This is a genomic window from Arenicella sp. 4NH20-0111, assembly GCF_040366405.1.
Taxonomy (GTDB): Bacteria; Pseudomonadota; Gammaproteobacteria; order Arenicellales; family Arenicellaceae; genus Arenicella.
Genome location: NZ_BAABWF010000005.1, coordinates 289255 through 311626 on the forward strand (window position 1 = coordinate 289255; position 22372 = coordinate 311626).

The following is a 22372-nucleotide window of genomic DNA, read 5'->3' on the forward strand; positions in this document are numbered from 1 at the left end:
TCAATCGGCTGTTTGAAATTAGTTAAAGCTCCGTAATGGTTAGGAAAAAGTATGAAATTTGAAAATAAAGTTGCTGTTGTCAGTGGCGGTACTCGCGATATTGGAAAGGCTGTTGTTTTGAAGCTGGCTTCCGAAGGAGCCAAAGTCGTTATCAATTATTGCAATAATGAAGACAATGCTAAGGCCACTCAGAATGAAGTCCAGGCCTTGGGTGGTGAATCAATCATTGTGCGTGGTGACATGTCGGTGAAGTCTGATGTTGAGGCTTTGGTAGCTAAAACCGTCGAAGCCTTTGGTGGGGTTGATGTACTGGTTAATGTTGCTGGTGGGTTGGTGGCCAGAAAGACGATCGTTGAAATGGACGAGGACTTTTTTGATCATGTGATGCGCTTAAACGTCAATAGCACCTTCTTATTGACCAAGTATTGTGTGCCGCATATGAAGTCTGGGAGCACAATTGTCAACCTTGCGTCATTGGCCGGAAGGGATGGCGGTGGGCCCGGTGCTTCTGCGTACGCTACCTCAAAAGGCGCGGTAATTACGTTTACTCGATCAATGGCTAAAGAACTTGGGCCACAAGGCATCCGTGTGAACTCTTTATGTCCTGGTGTCATTAGCACTACTTTTCATGACACGTTTAGTAAAGACGAAGTTCGTAAAAATATTGCTAACGCAACACCTTTAAGACGAGAAGGTAAGTCTGAAGAAGTGGCTGATGCGGTTAGTTATCTTGCGAGCGGAGACTCTTCGTTCATTACTGGCGAAAATATTGATATTAATGGTGGGCTCGCTTTTTTCTAAGCAACTCCTGAATGAGGTAACGGCGTTAACGTTATCGGCTCGGCAGATAATCTGTCTGTCGAGCAATGAGTGAATATGAAGGTTAGATCGTGACGAAACGTAGTTCTATAGCCGTGTTAGGCGAATGTATGCTCGAGTTGAGCGCTTCCTCAGAACAGTCTCGAGGGTCAAACATACCCTGTCAGTTATCATTTGGAGGCGACTCTCTCAATACGAGTGTTTACTTAGCGAGACTTCGTGCGCAAGTAAGCTATTTCAGTGCGTTAGGGGACGATAGTTTAAGTCGTTGGATGGTGCAGCAATGGGCTGATGAGGGCGTTAATTGTGAGAACGTTGTTTTTCAAAAAGAGTCAGTGCCGGGAATGTACCTCATTGAGTTGGATTCATCTGGAGAACGAAGTTTTAAGTATTGGAGAAAAAATTCACCCGCATCTCAATGGCTTAATGATGCGCCGGTTCGTCAGCGAGTGTTTAAGCGTATGCATGAGTACGGTTATATCTATCTGTCGGGAATAAGTTTGGCAATTCTTCCTCACGCTACCCAAGCTCATGTCATTGACTTCTTAAAGCAATACCGTGAATCTGGAGGACAGGTTGTGTTTGATGGCAACTACCGAGCTAACTTATGGCCTAACCGTCAATCAGCGGTTGCGGCCTTTGATCTGGCTTATGGAAACTGCGACATTGCCTTGTCGACCTTAGACGATGAGATGGCCGTTTACGAGGATAAAAGCGCTAATGATGTTCTAACGCGTCTTAAATCAAGCGGGGTCTCCATCGCGGTTGTTAAGATGGGGGAAAATGGTTGTCACTACTCTTCGGATGGGCGAATTGAAGAAGTGCCTGCTCAGAAAGTAGGGGTGGTAGATACAACGTCAGCCGGAGATTCGTTCAATGCGGGGTTCTTGGCATCCTACGTCGAAGGAGCTAAATTGCAGGCGTGTTGTGAAGAAGGACACCGTTTAGCGGCAAAAGTTATTCAGCACAAGGGCGCGATTATCCCACTTGAAAGTATGCGATAGATAGTGCTTCGGGTGGGAGGCCAGATGAATACGTCGGCCTTGGGTTTGTTTTCCCCCTAATATTGTCGTCGAAACGTGTAATTTCACCTAAAAACTATGAAATACAAGTGTTTAGTAATATGATACCAGTCATATGAGCTGAACTGGCTATCCATAATGGTGCCTGTTCGCTAGACCACCCACCCATATCTCCTTCAAGAAAACGGTGGCTTTCGGCGAGGTTTATTGTAATTGGTAAACCTCGCCATTTTCACGACCTGATGTTCATCCTAACTGTCGAGTATGGTCCTCGTTAATCCGGCTATCTCATAGCTTTAACAAGTCTTCGTTATGCGTATGTACGCCCATACCAATTTCTTTGGCGATGTTGATAATCTCAAAATAGAGAGGGTGTGAATAGCGCTTTCTATTCGCAGTTATTTCAAGTTGGAAGCGTAATCCTTTAATCGGGTAGCCGATGTGAGGAATACATCGCTGGGGGGAGCTGTGTCTGTAAGAATGGCCGCCGAACAGCTGTAGAGGAAATGAAACCGATTAATCAAGAATTGGCTAGGGCTTGGCTGGGCGGCAACGGCAAGTTGATTTAGACGTTTCCGTAGGATGGCAAAAACGTTTTGAAATTATATAAGCCCCAGGAAAGTTCTGGGGCCAAGGCTTATTCTGTGTCGTTAAAGCTGAACGATATTCTCAGCCTGGGGGCCTTTGTCGCCTTCTTTGATTTCGAATTCGACCTTAGATCCTTCTACTAATGTTTTGAAGCCGCTGCTCGCTATCGCGCTGTAGTGAGCAAAGACGTCTGGACCAGATTCTTGTTCTATAAAGCCAAAGCCCTTCGTTTCATTGAACCATTTTACGGTTCCGGTAAGTGTTGCCATCGTGGTGTTTCCTGTTTAATGCATTAAGTGGATATTAGAGCTTTTGATCAATATGCAAATTCGCTCATCGGTAATACGTGAAATTAGCGAAGTTTAAGTTAAACCGAATTACTAATGCCACCGATTGAAAACAGGTTGGCATGGAACCAGTTGGGCCTAAATTCGAGCGCACTTTCAAGTATCGCTATTATAAGAAAAAATGGGCGGCAATAAAACTCGACGCCTTAATAAGTCATACAATATGTAAGTTAACGTTATCTGTGATAAATCATTCAGATTGGGTATGGGGGGAGGCTATTCGACTAATACGCCACGATAGTAACGGGCTTTTTTGATCGACTTCAAAGGCTGTTTAATGTTTGATATTCCCCGTTGATCGGTGTTTTTATCTAAGGGTGGTATTCTCGCCGAACACAATTTTTTCCCCCATGTCTCGCCAGCTCGTTCCAAGAAAACTTCGATAAGTCGTTGGTTCGCTTCGTTGTCAATTGATAAATACACCTCGATCAAGTCGTCGCATAAATTTGCATTTGATATCTTCAAAGGCGAACGCAGTTCAAAAGGAAGGTTTCTCTTGATTTCAAAAAAAAGATTAACCATGTATCTGTCTATATTCATAGTGTGTAGGGGATACATTCAGTGAATTAATTACCAAGCAAAGTGTATGCCAAATGTTCTGAAAAACGAGTGAGAGCCTTAGTAGGTTGATGTAGGAAAGGGCACAGCGACATTTTGGTATCGATCTGTTGGCTATAAACCCCGGGGTTCATGCACCAAATTTGCGCAATCAATAAATCAAAGAACACAGTTGGTGCTTGCAACCCGTTGTTCAGAAACGCTTGCTGCGAATTCTGAGTTACTTATGCAGACAGCTTGCTTTGCCAGTGGTTGCCAGCGCGTGCCAAGAATTCTTCAATTTGAGATCGAATGGCAGGGCAGCGGGACTGCTGGTATATCTCTACAAGATTGACACCAAGTTGCGGTGAAGCCAATTTCATTTGGTCTTGCATTTCGAATGGGACTTGGCGCTTCAGATCGAAAAATAGTGTTACCATTGGGCGGTCTATGTGCATCATAGGGAGTCAACTTCGTTGTCAGTTGTCAAAAGGATTTAGGCCAAAATGAGCAGCATTCGGCTGTTCGGTATTGACTATTGTCACGGTGTCTTAAGGGTAATCCTTGAATATTACGATAGGGTGACCACATACTGCGTGTTGCAATTTGGCTTCAAATTCGCAACTCATTGATATAAAAGACTATTGTGTTGTTTGATGTTCGCTTTATATCTGCTTGGTGATCTATGAGGTGCGATTTTCTTTAGAACATGGATTTTGTTTGAAAAAATGAATGAAAATACATAAAAAATTTCCATCTTAGGCTTAGACCTATCATGCAACTTAAGGTAGAATCGCGCACCAGTCGGTGGTGGGTCTGTGATCCAGCACCTTTTTTAGTTTTTTAGATGCATCTAAATTTTGCCCAAACTTAATAAAGGAAGGGCGCAGAACGTAACAACTCACCATTGAGAGATCGACATGGCTGACCTATCGAAATACAGAAATATTGGTATCTTCGCGCACGTTGACGCGGGGAAAACGACTACCACTGAGCGTATCTTGAGCCTAACAGGCAAGATTCACAAAATCGGTGAGGTACACGACGGTGAAGCCACTACCGACTTCATGGAGCAAGAACAAGAGCGTGGTATCACTATTCAGTCTGCGGCGACAAGCTGTGAATGGGCTGGCCATCGCATGAACATCATTGACACGCCCGGACACGTTGACTTCACCGTAGAAGTATACCGTTCTCTGAAAGTGCTCGATGGTGGTGTTGGCGTATTCTGTGGTTCTGGCGGTGTTGAGCCTCAATCAGAAACTAACTGGCGCTATGCGAACGAGTCTAAAGTAGCTCGCGTTATTTTCGTTAATAAGCTTGATCGTATGGGCGCTGATTTCTACCGCGTAGTAGATCAAGTTGAGAACGTATTAGCCGCTAACCCGCTAGTCATGGTGCTGCCAATAGGTATCGAAGACGATTTCGTTGGTGTTGTCGATCTTCTAGAGCGTAAGTCTTACGTTTGGGATGATTCAGGTGATCCAACTAAGTATGAAGTTGGTGAAGTACCAGCTGACATGGTTGATAAAGTTGAAGAATATCGTGAGAAGTTGATCGAAACAGCGGTTGAGGCTGACGATGACATCATGGAAATGTACTTAGAAGGTGAAGAGCCAACTATGGAGCAAATCAAGGCGTGTATCCGTAAAGGTACTAACGAATTGACGTTCTTCCCAACCTATTGTGGCTCAGCATTCAAAAACAAAGGCGTTCAATTGGTATTGAACGCGGTAGTTGATTATCTACCAAGCCCAACTGAAGTACCTGCACAACCTATCGTTAATGAAGAAGGCGAAGAAACAGGTCGTCTAGCGACGGTTTCTGAAGACGAAACGTTCAAAGCACTGGCGTTCAAAATTATGGACGACCGCTTTGGCGCATTGACCTTTGTGCGTATTTACTCTGGTGTGCTTAATAAAGGTGACACTATTTTGAACTCGTTCACAGGTAAAACTGAGCGCGTAGGCCGTATGGTCGAAATGCACGCTGATGATCGTATTGAATTAGATCGTGCACAAGCGGGTGACATCATCGCGATTGTGGGTATGAAGAACGTTCAAACTGGTCATACTTTGTGTGACCAAAAAGACGTAGTCACTCTTGAGCCAATGGTTTTCCCAGATCCTGTAATCTCAATGGCTGTGTTCCCTAAAGACAAAGCAGCTACTGAGAAAATGGGTATTGCTCTCGGTAAAATGGTTGCTGAAGATCCTTCTTTCATTGTTGAAACTGATCAAGAGTCAGGGGAAACAATTTTGAAAGGAATGGGTGAGCTTCACTTAGATATTAAAGTTGATATCTTGAAACGTACTCACGGTGTTGAGTGTGAAGTCGGTGCTCCTCAAGTAGCTTACCGCGAGTCAATCACTCAGCGTATTGAAGACAGTTACACCCACAAGAAGCAGTCTGGTGGTTCTGGTCAGTTCGGTAAGATTGATTACATCATCGAACCAAACGAGCCTGGTGCTGGTTTCGAATTCGAATCTAAAGTGACTGGTGGTAACGTACCACGTGAATTCTGGCCTGCGGTTGAGAAGGGCTTTGCTGGTTCAATGGAAAAAGGCGTATTAGCTGGATTCCCTACCGAAGACGTTAAAGTTACATTGATTGATGGTGGTTTTCACGCGGTTGACTCCTCTGCTGTTGCTTTTGAAATTGCAGCAAAAGGTGCTTATAGACAGTCTTTGCCTAAGGCTGGAGCGCAGATTATTGAGCCTATTATGGGCGTGGACGTGTTTTCACCTGAGGACAACGTAGGTGATGTGATTGGTGACTTGAATCGTCGTCGTGGCATGATGAAGTCGCAAGACCTTACGCCAACCGGCGTCCGCATTAAAGCTGATGTGCCACTTTCAGAGATGTTTGGTTACATTGGTGATCTTCGCACTATGACCTCGGGTCGAGGGCAGTTCTCGATGGAGTTCTCACACTACATGCCATGTCCTCGTAACGTGGCTGAGGACGTGATTGCTGAGCAAAAGGAAAAAGACGCTGCTAAGTAGTCTTTTATCAAGAGCTTGAGAATGTGATGTAACAATTGCATTCCAACATTAAATAGGAAGCCCCGCTATATCCTGGCGGGGCTTTTTTTTGTCCAATAGATATTGGTGGATTATTGAAGTTCGCCTAAATTGGTTGCGATGAAAGTGATAAAAAAGGCAAATATAGAAATTAACGGCGAGAAAATGTGTGTTCTAGAAGTTAAATTATCTTTTTTATCAAATATTTTCAATTTTCGCTTGCATAAATTGAAATAAATGATAAAAATGATATTTAAATAATTCATACATACAATTTTTTCATTGAATGAAAAATCAAGACACAAAGGAATATTACACAACGATAGAAACGTCGAAACTGTTGGGAGTTTCCGTACGCACGGTTCAGTTGTGGGTTGAAAACGGGGCGCTTGAGGCTTGGAAAACAGCCGGCGGACACCGTAGAATAGTAGCTAAGTCAGTTCAAGATCATATTGAAGGTCGAGAGCCGACTGACGCCACCCCCAATAATAAAAAACGGGTTCTTGTAGTAGAGGATAATCCAACCGTGGCTAAGTTTTACCAAGCCGCGATCGACTCTTGGAGCCAGCCCATAGAGGTTGTCACAAAGCAAGATGGGTTCGAAGGATTATTAGATATTGGACAATCACCACCAGATCTTTTGATTTCAGATATTTACATGCCTGGAATGGATGGGTTGCAAATGATCCGGTCACTGTATAAGTCGCAACAATTAACGAGCGATAAGATTATTATTATCAGTGGGCTTTCTAGTGAGAGTATTGCGGAACGTGGAGGAATACCCACAGACGTTGCTTTTTTTAGTAAGCCGGTGAACGTCGAAGAGTTAAAAAGTGCGATATTCGATCGTTTAGATATGAGTTAAGTACGTAACCCTAATTGCGGAGTTGATAATGAAAGGAATTATATTGTCGGAGTTTGTGGAGTTTTTAGAGTCCAGTTTGGGGCCAGATCAGGCTCAAATTGTGATTGATAAAAGTGGGGTTGGGTCTGGTGGGGCGTATTCTAGGGTAGGGCACTATGACTATCAGGAGTTGATTCAATTATTAACGCATGCTGCCGCAGAATCGGAAATTGAGGCATCTGAGTTAGTGAACAAATTTTCGCAGCATTTGTTTATGGTGTTTAGGCGCGATTACAGTGTGTTCTTTGAGGGAGTCGATTCGGCTGCTCACATGCTAAGTCAGATAGACAACCACATCCACGTCGAGGTTAAAAAGCTCTATCCAGATGCTGAACTTCCGAAATTCGAATACACCAACACAGGAGAAAGTCTTGTATTAGATTACAGTTCTCCTAGGCCGTTGGCCGCTGTCGCGAAAGCTTTGGTGATGGCCTGCATTCAATATTTCGGCGATAAAGAGAAATTAGTTTCCAGTGAAATATCAGAGGACCAATGTTCTGCTAAATTCGTGATAGCGGTTTCTTCAAATTAAGCGGCATATGATGTCTTGGGGAGCGTGAGGTCGTATGACATTAGACTTGGAAACACAATTAAAGTTAGCTGATTCTAGAACCAAGCGGTTAAAGGCGGCGAGAGATGAAGCCGAGCGTTTGTTAGAACAAAAATCAAGAGAATTGTATGCCGCTAACTCAGAACTGGAATCTATACAGCGTGGTTTAGAGGACGATATTAAGCTTGCCACCCATGAACTGAGCGTCAGTAATCAGCGACTTCAAAAGGCGTTGGACGAGCGCTCCACGTTCATAGGTCAAATGAGTCACGAAGTTCGGACCCCTCTTAATGCCATCGTGGGGTTGTCTGAGATATTGCTAACAACGGATTTGCAGGAAACTCAGCTCGACTATGTGGATACAATGAGCAGTGCAGCTCGAGCTTTAATTGTGCTGTTAAACGATATGCTGGATATCACAAAGATAGAAGCTGGGAAGTTGGAGATTCACCTCGAACCCGTGGAGACCAAACGGATTCATCAAAACATCATATCTATGTTTAAAATCGAAGCTGAGTCAAAGGGGCTGAGCCTCGAAATGAACTTAGATAGCGATATGCCCAATTACATTCGACTGGATAAGGGGCGTTACAAACAAATCGTTAATAATTTAGTATCAAACGCCCTGAAAAATACTCACGAAGGGGTAATTAAACTGTATGTTTCGTACCGTAGGAACGCGGTTTCAGAGGGCATAGGCATGTTATCCGTTCAAGTGATCGATACTGGCGTTGGTATTCCTGAGGACCAATTGAAGAAAATTTTCAACGCTTACGAACAACTCGGTTCGCCGGATAAAGGCGTTGGTTTGGGTTTGGCAATTTGCAGCCAGTTATGTTCTTTAATGCAAGGTAGCATAAGCTGCGAAAGTATCGTTGGGGAAGGCAGTGTCTTCGAATTTTCATTGCCAGCTGAAGAAGTTAACGACGCTATCATTGAACCGGCTTCCAATGGATCTGAGGTTCAATCAGAATCGGCTAAAATAAGCATTTTGGTGGCTGAAGATAATCCAACAAATCAAAAGGTACTCAGCGCTCAGCTGGCTCAACTGGGGTTGACAGCTGAGATAGTTGACAATGGGTTGTTAGCCATAGAAAAGCTTCAAAGCCAATCTTATGACTTGGTGTTACTGGATATTTTAATGCCAGTAATGGACGGCGAAGAAACGTTGAAAACCATTCGTCAATCTGATGATCGAATCGCAGGACATTATTGTGTCGCGTTGACTGCGTCCAGCTATCAAGATCAGAGGAACCGATTGTTGGGATTAGGCTTCGATGGATTTCTTTCCAAACCACTTGGTTTGACTGAATTAGCCGATGCGTTGGAGAAAGTTCCGGCGTCTCGCGTTAAGATAGAGAGCAGCTCGATCACAGGGGAAATGCAAACGATTGACATTGCTTTGTTTGACCCTTCCTATTTTAAGGCCCAGTTTGGTGACGCTTGGGAAATGGTTTTTGCGGAAATTGCACCGACCTTTTTGGAGCATTCTAGAAAGCACTTAAAGCAGCTTAAAGCGGCAATATCCGACAACAAGGTCGATCATATCAACAAAATTAGCCACTCTATTAAGGGGGGCGCGGCCAGTATGGGGCAGACCAGTCTGGCGGAAAAACTTGCTGAGCTGGAGGCAAATTCTGACTCACCGCTCGCTCACGATTGGATAGAGAGCATCGAGGCCGAATGGTCAGAAGTTGAGTCTCAACTTCAAATCGAGTTAGATAGGATTCATCAGGGTTGATGGCGTGTTGGGTCGTGTGCGTGAATATTGGAAGCAACGTACAAAAGCAATAGCAGAGAATAGATTTCTGGCTAATCTGGGTTGGCTCGGAGCGAGTGAAGTACTCGTGAGAGTGACACGATTACTCACCGCAATCGTGCTTGCGAGAGTTCTCGATCCATTAGCATTCGGTATCGCGGCTCTGGTACTGACGGTGAATGAGTTAATTAGAGTCTTTAGCCGAAATGGTATAGGCGCAAAAATAGTTCAATGTGAAGACGAAAAATTGGATCAAGTTTGCAATACGGCATACCGCTTGAATATGGTGTTTTGTTCGTCGTTGTTTTTTATCCAAGTTTTAATCGCTTACCCCATAGCTGACTGGTATAACACCCCAGCCTTGGTTCCCATGTTACAAGTCTTATCTTTTACCTACCTTTTGATGCCGTATGGGATGGTACAGGCAGCTCTGGTTCAAAGGCAGCAGCGCCTTAAAGCCGTTGCGATGATTGACGGTGGGCAGGTAGCAGTGGACAATATTCTAACGGCCATGCTTGCATTGTTAGGACTTGGCGCCTGGGCCATTGTGTTGCCTAAATTTTTGACGACACCCATTTGGCTGTTTGGTTACAGACGTGCATATAGATGGAAGCCCTCGGGGCAATTACTTTCTTTTGAGTTGTGGCGAGAGGTTCTGGAATTTGGGCGCTACTATTTAAGCATAGAGGTATTAAAAACAGCTCGTTTAAATTTGGATAACATGATTGTCGGTCGCCTATTGGGCATGGAAGCGCTTGGTCTATATTACTTTGCTCGAAATGCTGGACTGGGTTTCAGTTTAACCTTAATCAAAGCGGTAAACTCGGCGCTCTACCCAAATCTATGCGAGGTGAATTCCGATATGGTGGCGCTAAAAGCGCGGTTCCAGAGTAATCTCAAAAAGATCTGTTTGATTGTGGTTCCCTTATTATCAGCACAAGCCGGGCTGGCGTTTTTCTATGTTCCGATCGTGTTTGGTACGCACTGGTCCCATGCTATTCCAATATTGGCCTTACTCTGTTTATCAGCCATCCCTCGAGCTCTTGCGGAAAGTGCCTCTGCACTTATGTTGGCAACGAATGGTATTAAGCAGGACTTCCGGTGGAATATGGGGTTTAGTATGCTTTTTATCTCTGCCGTTGCAATCGCGGCTCATTTTAATTTAATGGCTGTGGCACTAAGTGTGTTGTTGGTTTACACGGTGACGAATCCGCTGTACCTCGTTTACGTATGGCGAGTTACTTTTAAATCACACTCTTCAGTTAATGGCGTAATCGATAAGAAGGAGAACTCAGATCATGAATGCTGAAAAAATTAAGGAACCTGTTGTGACTGTTGTCATGCCGGTCTACAACGTCGAGGCCTACGTTGAATTAGCGGTTGATTCAGTGCTATCTCAAACCTTCCTTGAATTCGAGCTTTTGATAATTGATGACGCTAGCCCAGATGGATCGATCGCTCTCATTCGGAGTAGGTTCTCAGACCCAAGAATCCGTATTATTTCTCAAGAAAACAGAGGTCTAGCCGGGGCTCGAAACACCGGTATCAGAGAAGCTCGTGGAAAATATATCGCCTTTTTGGACTCTGATGATTTTTGGCATAAAGACAAACTGAAAAAGCACCTTATCTGCTTTAACAAGTCCCCGAATACCGGAGTGACGTTTAGCGCTTCTATGTTCGTTAACGAGCAGAGCGAGCCCTTGCACCGGATACAGACGCCCTACATTAAGCATGGATACACAGCCAGGAATGTTTTTTGTCGTAATCCGATCGGAAATGGTTCAGCGCCTGTGATTGAAAAATCAATACTTGAGCGAATAGCAGTAGAGGGACGAAATAAGAACGGCGAACGGCAAAGTTATGCGCAATATTTCGATGAAGAGTTAAGGCAGTCTGAAGATATTGATTGCTGGACCCGCATCGCCGTTTCAACTGCCACAGAGTTTTCATTGATTGATGTGCCACTAACATATTATCGTGTCAATGAAGCTGGTCTATCAGCGGATGTGGACACTCAGTATCAAACTTGGTTAGCATTTGTCGAAAAGCTCGAGGCCATAGATCCTGACTTTGTGAAAGAGCATGGTAGTGCTGCAAAAGCGTTCCAGTGTCGATACCTTGCTAGACGTTGCCTCTCTCAGGCTAAAGGACGAAGTGCATTAAAGTGGTGTTTTGCTGCTTTGAGACACAATCCGATCGCTCTTATGGAAGAGAGTGCGAGGACTCTGACTACATTCAGTGCAAGTGTTCTGTTTGCTTTCTTGCCTGTCGCTTGGCAAAAGAAAATGCTAAGTTCTATGTTGTAGAAGCGTTTGAATATTTTGTCTGATCAAATCGTTGAACACCGTGGTGTCGCGCGCAATACGTTGTGACTTCTTAGACAAATTCTTTATTTTCTATTGTACTTTACCCACGTACTTTTACTCGGAAAGCCCAATATAACCACTTTAACGGCCGAGCCTTAGATCTCGCGTCGTTTAAGTGTCTTTGCGCTGCCTGTGTATTACCTGAATATAGATTTCGTCGGACTAAATCTAGGAGGTGCCCAGCGATGTATTTTTTGACCGAGGGTTCTTTCTGTGAATGAATGTGTCCCTGGTCGAGCAAAGTTTGTATCCTTTTGGAATACGGCATTTCACTAGCCACTTCATGAGTTTGCATTAGCGAGCCACTGGTACAGCAGTAGTAGTTTGCATGGGGTGCGGGGCTGTAAGCGATGTCGTGTCTTAGTGCAATTTGGCAATAGAGTGACTGATCTTCCCCCATGTTTTCCCCAATCGGAAACCCACCGACTTCCCAAAAAATGGATCTTCTAACACAAATGCTAGATGCGCAGAACGGAAGGTCTCCAGTAGCAGCAACCAGAAAGAAGTCAGGCAGAATATGGCATTCTTTCTTGGAACTCAGATTGGCCACTTTCGCTGCCTTTACGTTGTGATCTTCTTCATACACAAAGTTATAGCTGGTGCAAAATAGAGCGCTTGTTGGAAAGCGCGAAATCAATTTATCAATCTCTGATAGAAAGGTCGGTTCATAGGTATCGTCTGCATCCAAAAAGGCGACATAAAGGCTTTGTGCGTGCTTAACGCCTCTATTACGTGCCGATGAAACACCTGCGTTTTCTTGTTTGATTAATGAGATTGATCGTCCCTTCAGCGTCTCGATGATCTGCTCAACCTCAGCTGAAGAGTTGTCCGACGAACCATCGTCAACAATAATAATTTCAATGTCGTCGGGGTTTACCTCGACTTGGTGCAATACCGAGTTGATAGCGCGTTTGATGCTGTCTTGTTTGTTGAATAGTGGAATTACAATCGAGATTTTCATATGGTTTTGTCGAACTCTGCCGATTTCAGTTTATGGTATAGGCTAAATCAAAGAGAGCGTTGGCGGCATTCTTGTATTCGAGTCGCGACGCGTTCGACGTCTGACGCAAAGTATTGATCGAGTAAATTTTTAGTAGATAGGTCGATTTGATGGCGCCGACCTTGCAGTATGTTCCAGTTTCGTAGCTTGCTCCAAAGCTTATGGCGCAGCTGCGCTGGCATAAACAGCTTCAGTGGCAAGACCAGTGCTTGTCGCACTGGGTGTTTAGAATTTAACATCTTATGAAACCAACCAAACTTGGGGTTTCCAGAGGCATTCAACCGATTGTTTTTTTCACTTATTCTGTGGGGGGGTACGTCAAGAAAGTCACAAATTTGGTTTATCAGCTCTTGTGGATCGGTCCTAAGTTGTTGGTAATCCGCGATATAGACATTATTTTTACCAAAGGATGAGATATACGAATCGATATTGTCAGCTATCAGGCCTTGCCTGCAGTAGTTAAATCCGTATTCAACTCCGCTTACACTCCGCGTAGTACCAGCGAGTTCTTGTTTGATAGCCTGTTCTAGGGAGTCTTCCTCTAATCCTTCTCTAATTTGATGGCCCCAGAGAGATAAGGCACGCTCAGTGGGATTACGAACTAAAGCTATGATTTTGCAGTTCGGTAGTTCGGCGTGAATGTTGTCGGGTATGTCAGGAAAGTATAGGTAGGCAGTAGATGCTTCACCGAGAGCCGGTTCTTGTTGCCCTTCAAACAATCGGTAGTAAGCATCTCTATCAGATAGTACATCGAAGTTGAATGCGTGATTTTTGGCAAAATAATGTGGTTCCTTAAAGTCCGGGAGGAAAATATCTGGATTAGCTTTCAAATAGCTATATAGACTCGTCGTTCCGGATTTGGCCGCACCGACGATGATAAAGTTTGGTTTTATCTCTGTAGTCGTGGTCATCTTGATTTAGCTCATTGTATTGTTAACTGTATTGTCTTAACTACTTACCGCTTACTCTTCTTACTGGTTTAGTGCAGAAGTTTCGACTGCCTGTAATTGGTGATGAAAATTCATTTTCAGTGGCTGATCTGGAATCGTTCGATGTAGATTTTTGACAACCTTTTCTACTATTTACTTTCTGATTTCAGCCTAAAATGCCCTAATAAATTGGCCTCATGTGTGTCCGTATCGTTTATTGAATTTTTAATCCCAATACCTATTAGGAGCCAAGCAGGCCAGGTCATGTAAGCTAAAGCTTCAATGTTTTCGCTGAGAGAAAAGAAGCCCAAAATCAAACACATACCAAGTGCGAGGCGCGAGCTTACTTGGTATTGGGCTTTAATTATCAGGATGAAAAATGTCATAACAAAAGGGATCAGGAAGCCCAGAAAGCCTAACATCCCTTTTACAAAAAGAAGACCGTACCAATTGTGGTGTGACCCTATCGGCATAAATTCGACGAGGTGAGTTCCAGTTTCAACCACACCGTGACCAAACCAATAGGCTTCTGATTGCCAACGGTGGACTGCAATATTGGCCAAACTTTCTCTAACTCTAGTGGAATCTGCTCTACTGGCTTTTATATCGTTGATAGTGCTCGATATGAGCTCAAAAATTGGATCGAAGAATATTCCTATTGCTAGTACACCGACGGCTGCTAAAATTAAGAACCACGTTCGAGTAAGCCTCGAAAGACACCAGACTGAAGTCGGTACCAAAATTAGGACAATTAGTCCCATTCTTGATGCCGCAAGGACAATCATTAGCGAATTACCAATCAGGCCGACCGATCGCCAAAATGTGTTCTTCTCAAACCACGCACAAAGGAAGTAAATATTAGCAACAAAGCCGACAGCTGGTGCCCACGGGGCAAAGAAGCGCCATCTAGGGCGGCCGTTAAACGGGTCTACCTCATAAAGTCTTATAGTAAAGAATTCAGGGCCAGAGCCACCAAGTATTTTTAATGGAGATACATAGAGGGTTTCTGGAAGGCTTAGGATGTAAGCGGCGATTAGAGCTGGGCTGACCAAGATGGCGATCAGTCCAACAAGGCATGCTGCTCTGCAGATCACCTGATATCGGATTTTCAAAGAGTACCCTAAAACTATAAAAATACTAAGCAGAGCCCAACCTTTGGCCCAGCCTATGGTCGATTTTACGATTTTTCCAAACCCGAGATTAAAGTCTATATGAGCTATTATTAAGCTAGCTTCAAGAATTAAGGCGCTTAAACACCATAAGATGATTAACCAGCGGGTGCTTTTTGTGCTGAACTTTTCGCCAGACAATCGTCTTGCGATTAACATGGCAAACAGACTCCACCCTACTACCGGAGCGACTAAGTAGAGGGCACCTAGCATATAGAAGAGGAATGTAAACGTTATCGAAGAAGCAAAGATAACTTCATCTTGAGAACGTTCCTTAAACTCTCGCCACCGTTGATTCTTAATCGTATTAATCAAATCATTGATCATTCAACCCTCTCTGTGTGACTTCGGTGGTCGACTTGATTGAAGGCGTTTGATCTGGAGCATTAAATAGGGAAACTGTAATGTCATCCACTTTATGGTTTGATCTCAACGTGTTGAATATCAGAGCCAGTGCGAGAAATCCAAATGCCATAAATAGCGCAACGATCATTAGTTTCGCCTGCAAACGGTCGCGTTTTATTGTGCCGCCTGGCTGTGTCAAAAGTTGAGTTAGAGGATAGGTTGCATAAATATCGAGCCTACTCGTATCCAGCTTAGCCAGGGCGGAGCTAAAAATAGCTTCCGCAATTTGATGATTTCTATTTAGATCACTCAAACGGGCCGCTTCGGTTGCGTGTTCCCGAATTCGTGCTGCGTAATCACCACGTTGCTCGATTAGTTTGGAAGCTTCTGCTCTTAGACCGTTGAGTTCAGAAATGTCTTGATTAGTAAACTTTAGCGTTTCTCCGGTCTCCTTGGATAGCAGCCCGTAGAGTTGAGGGCGTTTTATGGACCCGAGGTTTGGGATCGATATTAGGTTATTTGCAAGGCTGCTCCTGATTCCTGCAATCTCCTTGTCAAGTTGTATGCGGATAGGATTCTGCTTGCCGTAGATTTTCTGCTGGCTTGCTTGTGTTGACAGCTTTTCGGATAAAATATTCATCAGGCTTTGCGTAGTAGGGTTTGCCTGAATGAGTAGGAAGGCCTCCGCTTGTTGGGGTGTCAGACCTAGTTGGTTTAACTTGGACTGAAGTTTCGCCTCCAATGAGGCAATTCTGACTTCTGTATCACTCTGCTTAGTTCTCAGTTCCTCTGAATCGTTTAACCAGGTTTGGAACTGTTCGTCGGATACGATGTTGCTGTTACTTTGATATTCTAAAATTGCTTCCCTAGCTTTTCTTAGACGACCTTTAGCTTCTGAAAGGTTTCCTTCAACCCCTTTGTAATTCCGTTCTATTTCATTTTTTCTCAAACGATCTAAAATATCCTGGAAAGTATTATTGTAAAGAGAGGCTCGATTTCTTAGCTCCTCTTCTGAACTGCCTTTAAGGGTAAATTCCATTGCTGGAGTTTGATCAATTAACTTAATTCGGGGCTTCGTAAATGCGTCTGATGCAACGCCAAAACGGCTTGCCGCTTGTTCGATCACAGCATCGCTGAGCGCGATCTCTCTGTATGTGTTTTTGGGACTAATTGAAACACTGCCGTAGGCATTTTTGCCGCTGCTCCTTGCTTCGCCTAAGTTGTCTAGATTTATTGTAGATGCCCGTTCTGTCCCTGGTAGAAGCAATACCCATGAGGTCTTGAATTTTGGTTTTTCGTATTTGAAATAACAAACAGAGGCAATGACAGTGAAGATAAATAGAACGGCTATCTTGAAGCGTGCCTGCCAAGCAGCAATAATAAATTCGCGAAGAAAAAGTGACCAGTTCACAGTATCCCTCCAAGAATAACGGGTCCAAATAACTCACCGATACCTCTAGCGACATCACGAATGTTGGTGAACTTAGAGTCATAACATGCCACTCCATCATTTGGCATTAAATAAGGATTAACTGAATAGTCCGAACTTCCCGCTAGTAGTTGATTTATGGATCGACGAATTACGATTTGCTCTTTTGCCCCGTAATGACGTGTGATTAGTAGGATGCTACGTGACGCATTAGCTTGGTGGGTGCCTCCTACACAGTTGGCGGAAACGGCCGCATCCAATAGGCTTGAGCCATACGGCAATCTGGTTGCGTCAGCGCCTATAGCTGATTGAGCATTGCTTAACGCAGGGGCGGTTAAGTTCGACATTTGAACTCTCATCCCGGGAGGGGTGATCTGAGACGGTCTAATAAGGCTTGTATCTTCGGCACCGTTTGACATTACGAAAATCTGGTCACCGTGCACAAGATTGGGTGTGGCACCATAGCCCGCTCCCGAGATGAGCTGTTCAAGGTTTGCTGAAAAATACCGCCCCTGTCTTTTTATAATGACTCGAAACAGATCCGCATCGGGCCTGATACCTCCGGCTGCGCTAATTGCAGCAACCAGATCCCTTCCTGAGGCATACGTTCCGGCTTCATGCTGAATGACCTCAGAGGCTTTCAACGCCGGTTTGCTGTTGATGGTTACTCGACCCTGATTGAATACAGCGCCATAAACAGACACATCAATGCTGGACATGTGAACAAGGCTGAGTTCTACAAAAACGTTATCAGTTGCAAACCATTCAGAATCATATAGACGCTTTTGAATTTCCTTTATCAGCTGGCTTCGTGTTTTGTGGAGAGCGACAACACTTTGGCTGAAAGGAAGCTCAAGTTCGCCTTGACTGTTTATCGTATAGAGTCCGTCAAATTCAGGCATCGACTGAATTTTAAGCTTGAGTAAATCTCCGCGAGAGAAGAACTGCTGCTGAAGTATGTTAACACTGTGCGCTTCATCATCCATCAGTTCGATTTTTCCAATCACTGATGCATCTAAATTTGTGGCATGAACTAAGCGAAGGAAATGATTCTCAGCTCCGGCTTGCTGGCTATCTAGGTTTTTGGGTGTGACTGCGCAAGCGCCCAACATAAATACGATGTTCAAGAATAAAATCTTTCTCAGGTATACGGGTGAACACATATTGCAAGACCGAACGTTATTGGTGATGTCCACAAATTTATCATTTTTATCATTAAAGTCAATGTTTGAATGTTGATAATTCGATGTTATTTCAACTTTGTTATCACTTTTACAATATTTCCAATCGACTTTTCGTCTAGCTATGATGTGAATATGATAATTTTTGATCTCCATTAACGCTATTAATTGATAAAAGTGAAAATTATTGTTGACATAATGAAATAAATGATAATAATGATAATGCATAAGTTCAGTATTGAGAAGCGAAATGAAATCAGCAGCCGTTTTAACATCACCCGCCTATATCGAGATGCTATTTAAGTATGAGGTCGGCGTTAGATATTTGAGATGCGCTGCTTGTTTGCTAGCTTGTTCTAAATATGCCGCACACAATGATGAAAGCAGACTTAAACATTGGATACATCAAGTTAAACGAGGCGGTTGGTAGGGCGAGGCTTTTGAGTTTGACTCTTTCCATCAATCTTGATTCAGAGCTGAGATTATTTTTCGAGCGGTTGGTAGGCGAGCAACCACAATCGCTTAATGAAGTCCGGGGGGACATGTCGTTGGTTGGTCCGCGTCCACCATTTGTCGAAGAAGCAGTGCTACCTAATGGATTTGACCGAGTCTGTTGGGGGGCGTTACCAAGGTTAACTTGGCTTCGGCAGGTGCGTGGGCGATCGGACGTTTCGGCTCTAACGCCAATTGTTGGAAAACTAAAGCCAGTCTGTAGGGACGCTCCAAAGCAGTCTATGGTTTGGGTGATTCGATATCGAAAGCGTGTGCAGGCACGAAAGATGCTCGCGACGAGTATTGAAAAGAAAACTTGTTTTACAACAGCGACTCGCGTTGATGCGGCGAGTGCTGAGATAGATGTAGAGGCGTATAACAATGATCGTTATAGAGCGAATGAATTTGAGAAAATTTCCGCAGTCCGGGGGGGCATGTCGTTGGTGAGGCAGCGACCACCATTTGCTGAAGAGTCACGCGGTGTAGAAATCGTAACGTGTCCATTATGGATGCGTTAAATTGCACCGTGTGTCTTCGGCAAGTGTGTGGTTGCTTGGGTATGTGCGTTAACTGGCGGCGTTGTATCAATGGGCGATTTTGATCGCTGCCATTTTCTTTGTTACGAGAGAGTGATCCCTTTGCAGGACACCAGTTGTGCGGGCTCATTTAGGAGGGTTTGGGATGAAAGAGAACACTATCGCAATTGATATTATAGATAGTCCGACGGAACATCTTCGGCCTACCGCGATAATTTTAGCGGATGGGTTAGTGAGTCAGGAGCTGGAGGAAATTTTTGGCCCAGTGGAGGCAGCATCGCTGGTGATAGCGGGCAGGTCTGTAATTGAGCATGTGTTATTAGAATTACAAGAGTTGCATTTCAAACAATGTATCGTGCTGGCGGGTAATAATGCGACCGAAATACTTAATATGGTAGGCAATGATGGCCGATGGGGAATGCCCGTAAATGTGATGGCCTTTTCATGTTCCACCGAGCAAATTTTGCGTGACTTCAAACCTCTGAGTGAGCCAAATGGACTCTTGGTTGTTGAGGCAGATTCATTGCGAAGTTTTTGTGTGAAAGAGTTCCTGGAAAAAGCCGAGAGCAGCGAGTGTCAACTCTTGGAAGTGCATGATGGCGTCGGGTTTGCTGGAATAACCTTATTGAAGCCTTCAGAAGCCGACATAGTGTTAGCGCCAACGCCCATCACAATAGAATCAATCATGGTCAATGCACTAGAGACTGCACGAGAATTTCACCAGGCAAATTTTGACCTTATTGCTGGAATGTTTGGTGGATTAGAGCCCAGCGTGGTTTTTAATCGAAAGTGTGGGCGCCGTCAACACTGGTCGTCGCGAGATGCCCCTACGGTCTTGGGAGACTGGTCTGATGTAATGATTGAAAAACACTGCCGTGTCGGGCGTCAAGTTTTGCTTAAATCCGTGATTTTAAATCATGGAGTACAAATTGAAGATCAAGTTCAATTGGATAATACGGTCGTTATGCCCAATTCAGTCGTGTCGGAGAAGAGGTTTTTAAGTGATTCGATTGTTCATCAAGGAGCTGTATTTCAGTTGTGATCAACGTCTTTCTACTTTTTAAGAAAGCTGATGCCCAAAATAGTAACCACGATCCCGACTAGGTGGTAGACGGTAAAATTCTCGTTCAAGATTGTTACCGCAAATATTGACGTAAAGCCTGGGCCAATTGTTGCCAAGATGCCGGTCTTCTCTGAACCAATTCGAGCTACCGCGGCGGTTGTCAGAAAAGTGGGGATAACAGTGCAGAAGATTGCGATAATGAAGATCCAAAATAAGGCTGTATTATTGACGTTTGGTGATGTGATCGGCGCTACGACAGCGTAGTGGCTTAAGATCCCGATGCTGGCACTAATAAGTGCGATGGAAGTAAATAATCGACTGCCCATCTCTTCAATTAATGGCTTGCCAAACAGTAGGTAGAACGAAAAGCAAGCTGCACAAACTAAGATAATTAACGAGCCTTTTATGACATCGGGCCCAAAGGTGCGCAGATCGTGCCCAAAGATAATCAGGACGCCTAGGTACGTAATTACTAAGGAAAGGGCGATTCGTGCGTCGATTTTGGTTTTAAAGAATAAGGCGCCAAAGATCACGACAAACGTAGGGTAAACATAGAGGACCATTCGGCCGAGCTGTGCCGTGACGTACTGCAAGCCAACGAGATCAAGGTAGCTAGCGAAGTAATATCCGAACCAACCGACTATGGATGCTTGGCCTATGTTTTTGATTGTCAGTCGGCGCCGTAACGTGGGGTCTCTTAGAAGAAAATAGAGTATCAACGCGTAGATTGGCAGAGAAAATAACATTCTGAACCCAATCAGGGTGAGTGGGTCGGTCCCCTGTGCGTAAACCAGTTTTACAAACACCGGGCGGATGGCAAATAAAGCCGCTGATCCAAAGGCAAATAGGAGGCCAATTGTATTGGTGGAAAGTGTGGGGCTCTTGCTCATAGTGTTTGTTAGTCCGGTTAACGGGCGAAGAATGCGGGATATTGGAACATATGCCAAGTAGATTTACGAACCACTTGCAAAGTTGGTGTAAAAAGTGCTTGCTTTGTGTGGTGGTGGGCTATCTAAATGAGGCAAAAACGGCTATTATCCCGTCACTTCTGGGCCGCCCTAATGGGTGTTTCAGCTCCTTGGAGAATTCTCTCCAAATCAAGCTCTAGTGTATCAATCAAAGGTAAGTTAAATGAATGTTCATGAGTATCAGGGTAAAGAAATCCTGAGGAAATACGGAGTGGTTACCCCGCGTGGTATTCCCGCTTTCTCTGTAGATGAAGCAGTGGCTGCGGCCAAAGAACTCGGTGGCAATGTTTGGGTAGTGAAAGCTCAAATACACGCCGGTGGTCGAGGTAAGGGTGGCGGCGTCAAAGTTGCAACCAGCATGGATGAAGTGCGTGAATACGCTGACGCAATCTTGGGAATGCAGTTGGTAACGCATCAAACTGGGCCTGAAGGAAAGCAAGTGAACCGCCTTTATATTGAAGAAGGTGCTGACATTGCCGACGAATTGTACGTTGGTGCATTGGTTGATCGTGAAACTCAAAAAGTAGTGTTAATGTGCTCATCTGAAGGTGGTATGGACATTGAGACTGTTGCTGAAGAAACACCAGAAAAAATTCTAAAGATCTTTGTTGATCCAACGGAAGGCCTTGATCGTGCTGAAGCGGAAGATGTTTGCGGAAAAATGGGTATGCCTTCAGAGTCGATCAGCGAAGGAGCTGACTTTTTGGCGGGGCTTTATGAGGCGTTCGTTAAGTCAGATGCTTCTTTGGCGGAAATCAATCCGCTCATCGTTACTGGCGACAAGCGTGTAATAGCTTTGGACGCTAAGTTCAATATTGATTCGAATGCGTTGTACCGCCAGGCAGAGATCGTCGAATATCGTGATCTGTCTGAAGAAGACAGTAACGAAATTGAAGCATCTAAGTGGGGCTTGTCGTACATTTCTCTTGACGGAAATATTGGCTGTTTGGTGAATGGTGCTGGTTTAGCGATGGCCACAATGGACATCATTCAGCTTTACGGTGCTGAGCCTGCTAACTTCTTGGATGTTGGTGGTGGTGCTACCAAAGAACAAGTTACGGAAGCGTTTAAGATCATGCTGGCCAACCCGAAAGTAGAGGGAATTTTGGTTAATATCTTTGGCGGCATCATGCAGTGTGATGTTATCGCGGGTGGTATTGTGGCAGCAGCTCAAGAGGTCGGCCTAAGTGTTCCTCTAGTGGTTCGCCTAGAAGGTACCAACGTTGAGCAAGGGCGTAAGATTCTTGATGAGTCAGATGTGAAACTACAAACGGCCAGTACAATGGCTGATGCAGCTGAAAAAATTGCGGCTGCTGTTAAAGGTTAAGGGCGGGTCAGGAGATAA

20 protein-coding genes are annotated in these 22372 nt (G+C 44.4%); 11 read left to right on the top strand and 9 right to left on the bottom strand.

Annotated elements, in window-relative coordinates; all coding sequences use genetic code 11:
* The first annotated feature begins 51 nt into the window (after positions 1-51).
* Both ABWW54_RS12795 and ABWW54_RS12800 read left to right on the top strand, forming a co-directional pair.
* Positions 52-801: an SDR family NAD(P)-dependent oxidoreductase gene (locus ABWW54_RS12795; RefSeq protein ID WP_353412700.1), complete on the top strand. Its 750-nt coding sequence runs from the start codon at positions 52-54 to the stop codon at positions 799-801.
* Positions 802-914: 113 nt separating this feature from the next.
* Entirely contained in the window at positions 915-1823 is a 909-nt protein-coding gene (locus ABWW54_RS12800) for a sugar kinase (RefSeq protein WP_353412732.1), read from the top strand.
* Between the two features lie 668 nt (positions 1824-2491).
* On the opposite strand, the gene ABWW54_RS12805 is transcribed toward ABWW54_RS12800, so the two are convergent.
* The 3 genes from ABWW54_RS12805 to ABWW54_RS12815 form a co-directional block, all read right to left on the bottom strand.
* Entirely contained in the window at positions 2492-2698 is a 207-nt protein-coding gene (locus tag ABWW54_RS12805) for a cold-shock protein (RefSeq protein ID WP_353412701.1), read from the bottom strand.
* Between the two features lie 294 nt (positions 2699-2992).
* Complete coding sequence (locus ABWW54_RS12810; RefSeq protein WP_353412703.1) at positions 2993-3298, bottom strand: hypothetical protein; 306 nt, start codon at positions 3296-3298, stop codon at positions 2993-2995.
* A gap of 260 nt (positions 3299-3558) precedes the next feature.
* Positions 3559-3774: a hypothetical protein gene (locus ABWW54_RS12815; protein WP_353412704.1), complete on the bottom strand. Its 216-nt coding sequence runs from the start codon at positions 3772-3774 to the stop codon at positions 3559-3561.
* A gap of 459 nt (positions 3775-4233) precedes the next feature.
* Between ABWW54_RS12815 and fusA the strand changes: the two genes are divergently transcribed.
* The 6 genes from fusA to ABWW54_RS12845 all read left to right on the top strand — a co-directional run bounded on the left by fusA (position 4234) and on the right by ABWW54_RS12845 (position 11855).
* Positions 4234-6318, top strand: coding sequence for an elongation factor G (fusA, locus tag ABWW54_RS12820; RefSeq protein WP_353412705.1), 2085 nt, complete (start codon positions 4234-4236; stop codon positions 6316-6318).
* Between the two features lie 304 nt (positions 6319-6622).
* Positions 6623-7201 carry a response regulator gene (locus tag ABWW54_RS12825; RefSeq protein WP_353412706.1) on the top strand — a complete coding sequence of 193 codons (579 nt, stop codon included), beginning with the start codon at positions 6623-6625 and terminating at the stop codon, positions 7199-7201.
* A gap of 28 nt (positions 7202-7229) precedes the next feature.
* A complete protein-coding gene (locus ABWW54_RS12830) occupies positions 7230-7772 on the top strand; it encodes a heme NO-binding domain-containing protein (protein WP_353412708.1) in 543 nt (180 codons plus the stop codon).
* A gap of 34 nt (positions 7773-7806) precedes the next feature.
* Positions 7807-9531, top strand: coding sequence for an ATP-binding protein (locus tag ABWW54_RS12835; protein ID WP_353412709.1), 1725 nt, complete (start codon positions 7807-7809; stop codon positions 9529-9531).
* Positions 9532-9547: 16 nt separating this feature from the next.
* A complete protein-coding gene (locus ABWW54_RS12840; RefSeq protein WP_353412734.1) occupies positions 9548-10858 on the top strand; it encodes a lipopolysaccharide biosynthesis protein in 1311 nt (436 codons plus the stop codon).
* A complete protein-coding gene (locus tag ABWW54_RS12845; RefSeq protein ID WP_353412710.1) occupies positions 10848-11855 on the top strand; it encodes a glycosyltransferase family 2 protein in 1008 nt (335 codons plus the stop codon). Before ABWW54_RS12840 ends, ABWW54_RS12845 begins: the two co-directional genes overlap by 11 nt.
* A gap of 100 nt (positions 11856-11955) precedes the next feature.
* Here the strand turns inward: ABWW54_RS12845 and ABWW54_RS12850 are convergent, their stop codons facing one another.
* From ABWW54_RS12850 to ABWW54_RS12870, 5 genes are all read right to left on the bottom strand, one after another.
* The gene (locus tag ABWW54_RS12850; protein ID WP_353412712.1) at positions 11956-12876 is read right to left on the bottom strand and encodes a glycosyltransferase family 2 protein; all 921 of its coding nucleotides are present in this window, start codon (positions 12874-12876) and stop codon (positions 11956-11958) included.
* A 47-nt stretch (positions 12877-12923) separates the two neighbouring features.
* Positions 12924-13826, bottom strand: a complete 903-nt coding sequence (locus ABWW54_RS12855) for a sulfotransferase domain-containing protein (protein WP_353412713.1) — start codon at positions 13824-13826, stop codon at positions 12924-12926.
* A 167-nt stretch (positions 13827-13993) separates the two neighbouring features.
* Complete coding sequence (locus ABWW54_RS12860) at positions 13994-15340, bottom strand: O-antigen ligase domain-containing protein (RefSeq protein ID WP_353412714.1); 1347 nt, start codon at positions 15338-15340, stop codon at positions 13994-13996.
* The gene (locus tag ABWW54_RS12865) at positions 15330-16769 is read right to left on the bottom strand and encodes a GumC family protein (protein WP_353412716.1); all 1440 of its coding nucleotides are present in this window, start codon (positions 16767-16769) and stop codon (positions 15330-15332) included. Before ABWW54_RS12865 ends, ABWW54_RS12860 begins: the two co-directional genes overlap by 11 nt.
* Positions 16766-17914, bottom strand: a complete 1149-nt coding sequence (locus ABWW54_RS12870; RefSeq protein WP_353412717.1) for a polysaccharide biosynthesis/export family protein — start codon at positions 17912-17914, stop codon at positions 16766-16768. The genes ABWW54_RS12865 and ABWW54_RS12870 overlap by 4 nt, the downstream gene beginning before the upstream one ends.
* 428 nt (positions 17915-18342) lie before the next feature.
* Here ABWW54_RS12870 and ABWW54_RS12875 point away from each other — a divergent pair, with 428 nt between their 5' ends.
* Both ABWW54_RS12875 and ABWW54_RS12880 read left to right on the top strand, forming a co-directional pair.
* Entirely contained in the window at positions 18343-18978 is a 636-nt protein-coding gene (locus ABWW54_RS12875; protein WP_353412719.1) for a hypothetical protein, read from the top strand.
* 163 nt (positions 18979-19141) lie between these two features.
* The gene (locus ABWW54_RS12880) at positions 19142-20038 is read left to right on the top strand and encodes a glycosyltransferase (RefSeq protein ID WP_353412720.1); all 897 of its coding nucleotides are present in this window, start codon (positions 19142-19144) and stop codon (positions 20036-20038) included.
* Between the two features lie 11 nt (positions 20039-20049).
* On the opposite strand, the gene ABWW54_RS12885 is transcribed toward ABWW54_RS12880, so the two are convergent.
* On the bottom strand, positions 20050-20949 hold the full coding sequence (locus ABWW54_RS12885) for a DMT family transporter (protein ID WP_353412721.1): 900 nt from the start codon (positions 20947-20949) through the stop codon (positions 20050-20052).
* Between the two features lie 241 nt (positions 20950-21190).
* Between ABWW54_RS12885 and sucC the strand changes: the two genes are divergently transcribed.
* On the top strand, positions 21191-22354 hold the full coding sequence (gene sucC, locus ABWW54_RS12890) for an ADP-forming succinate--CoA ligase subunit beta (protein WP_353412722.1): 1164 nt from the start codon (positions 21191-21193) through the stop codon (positions 22352-22354).
* Positions 22355-22372 lie beyond the last annotated feature (18 nt).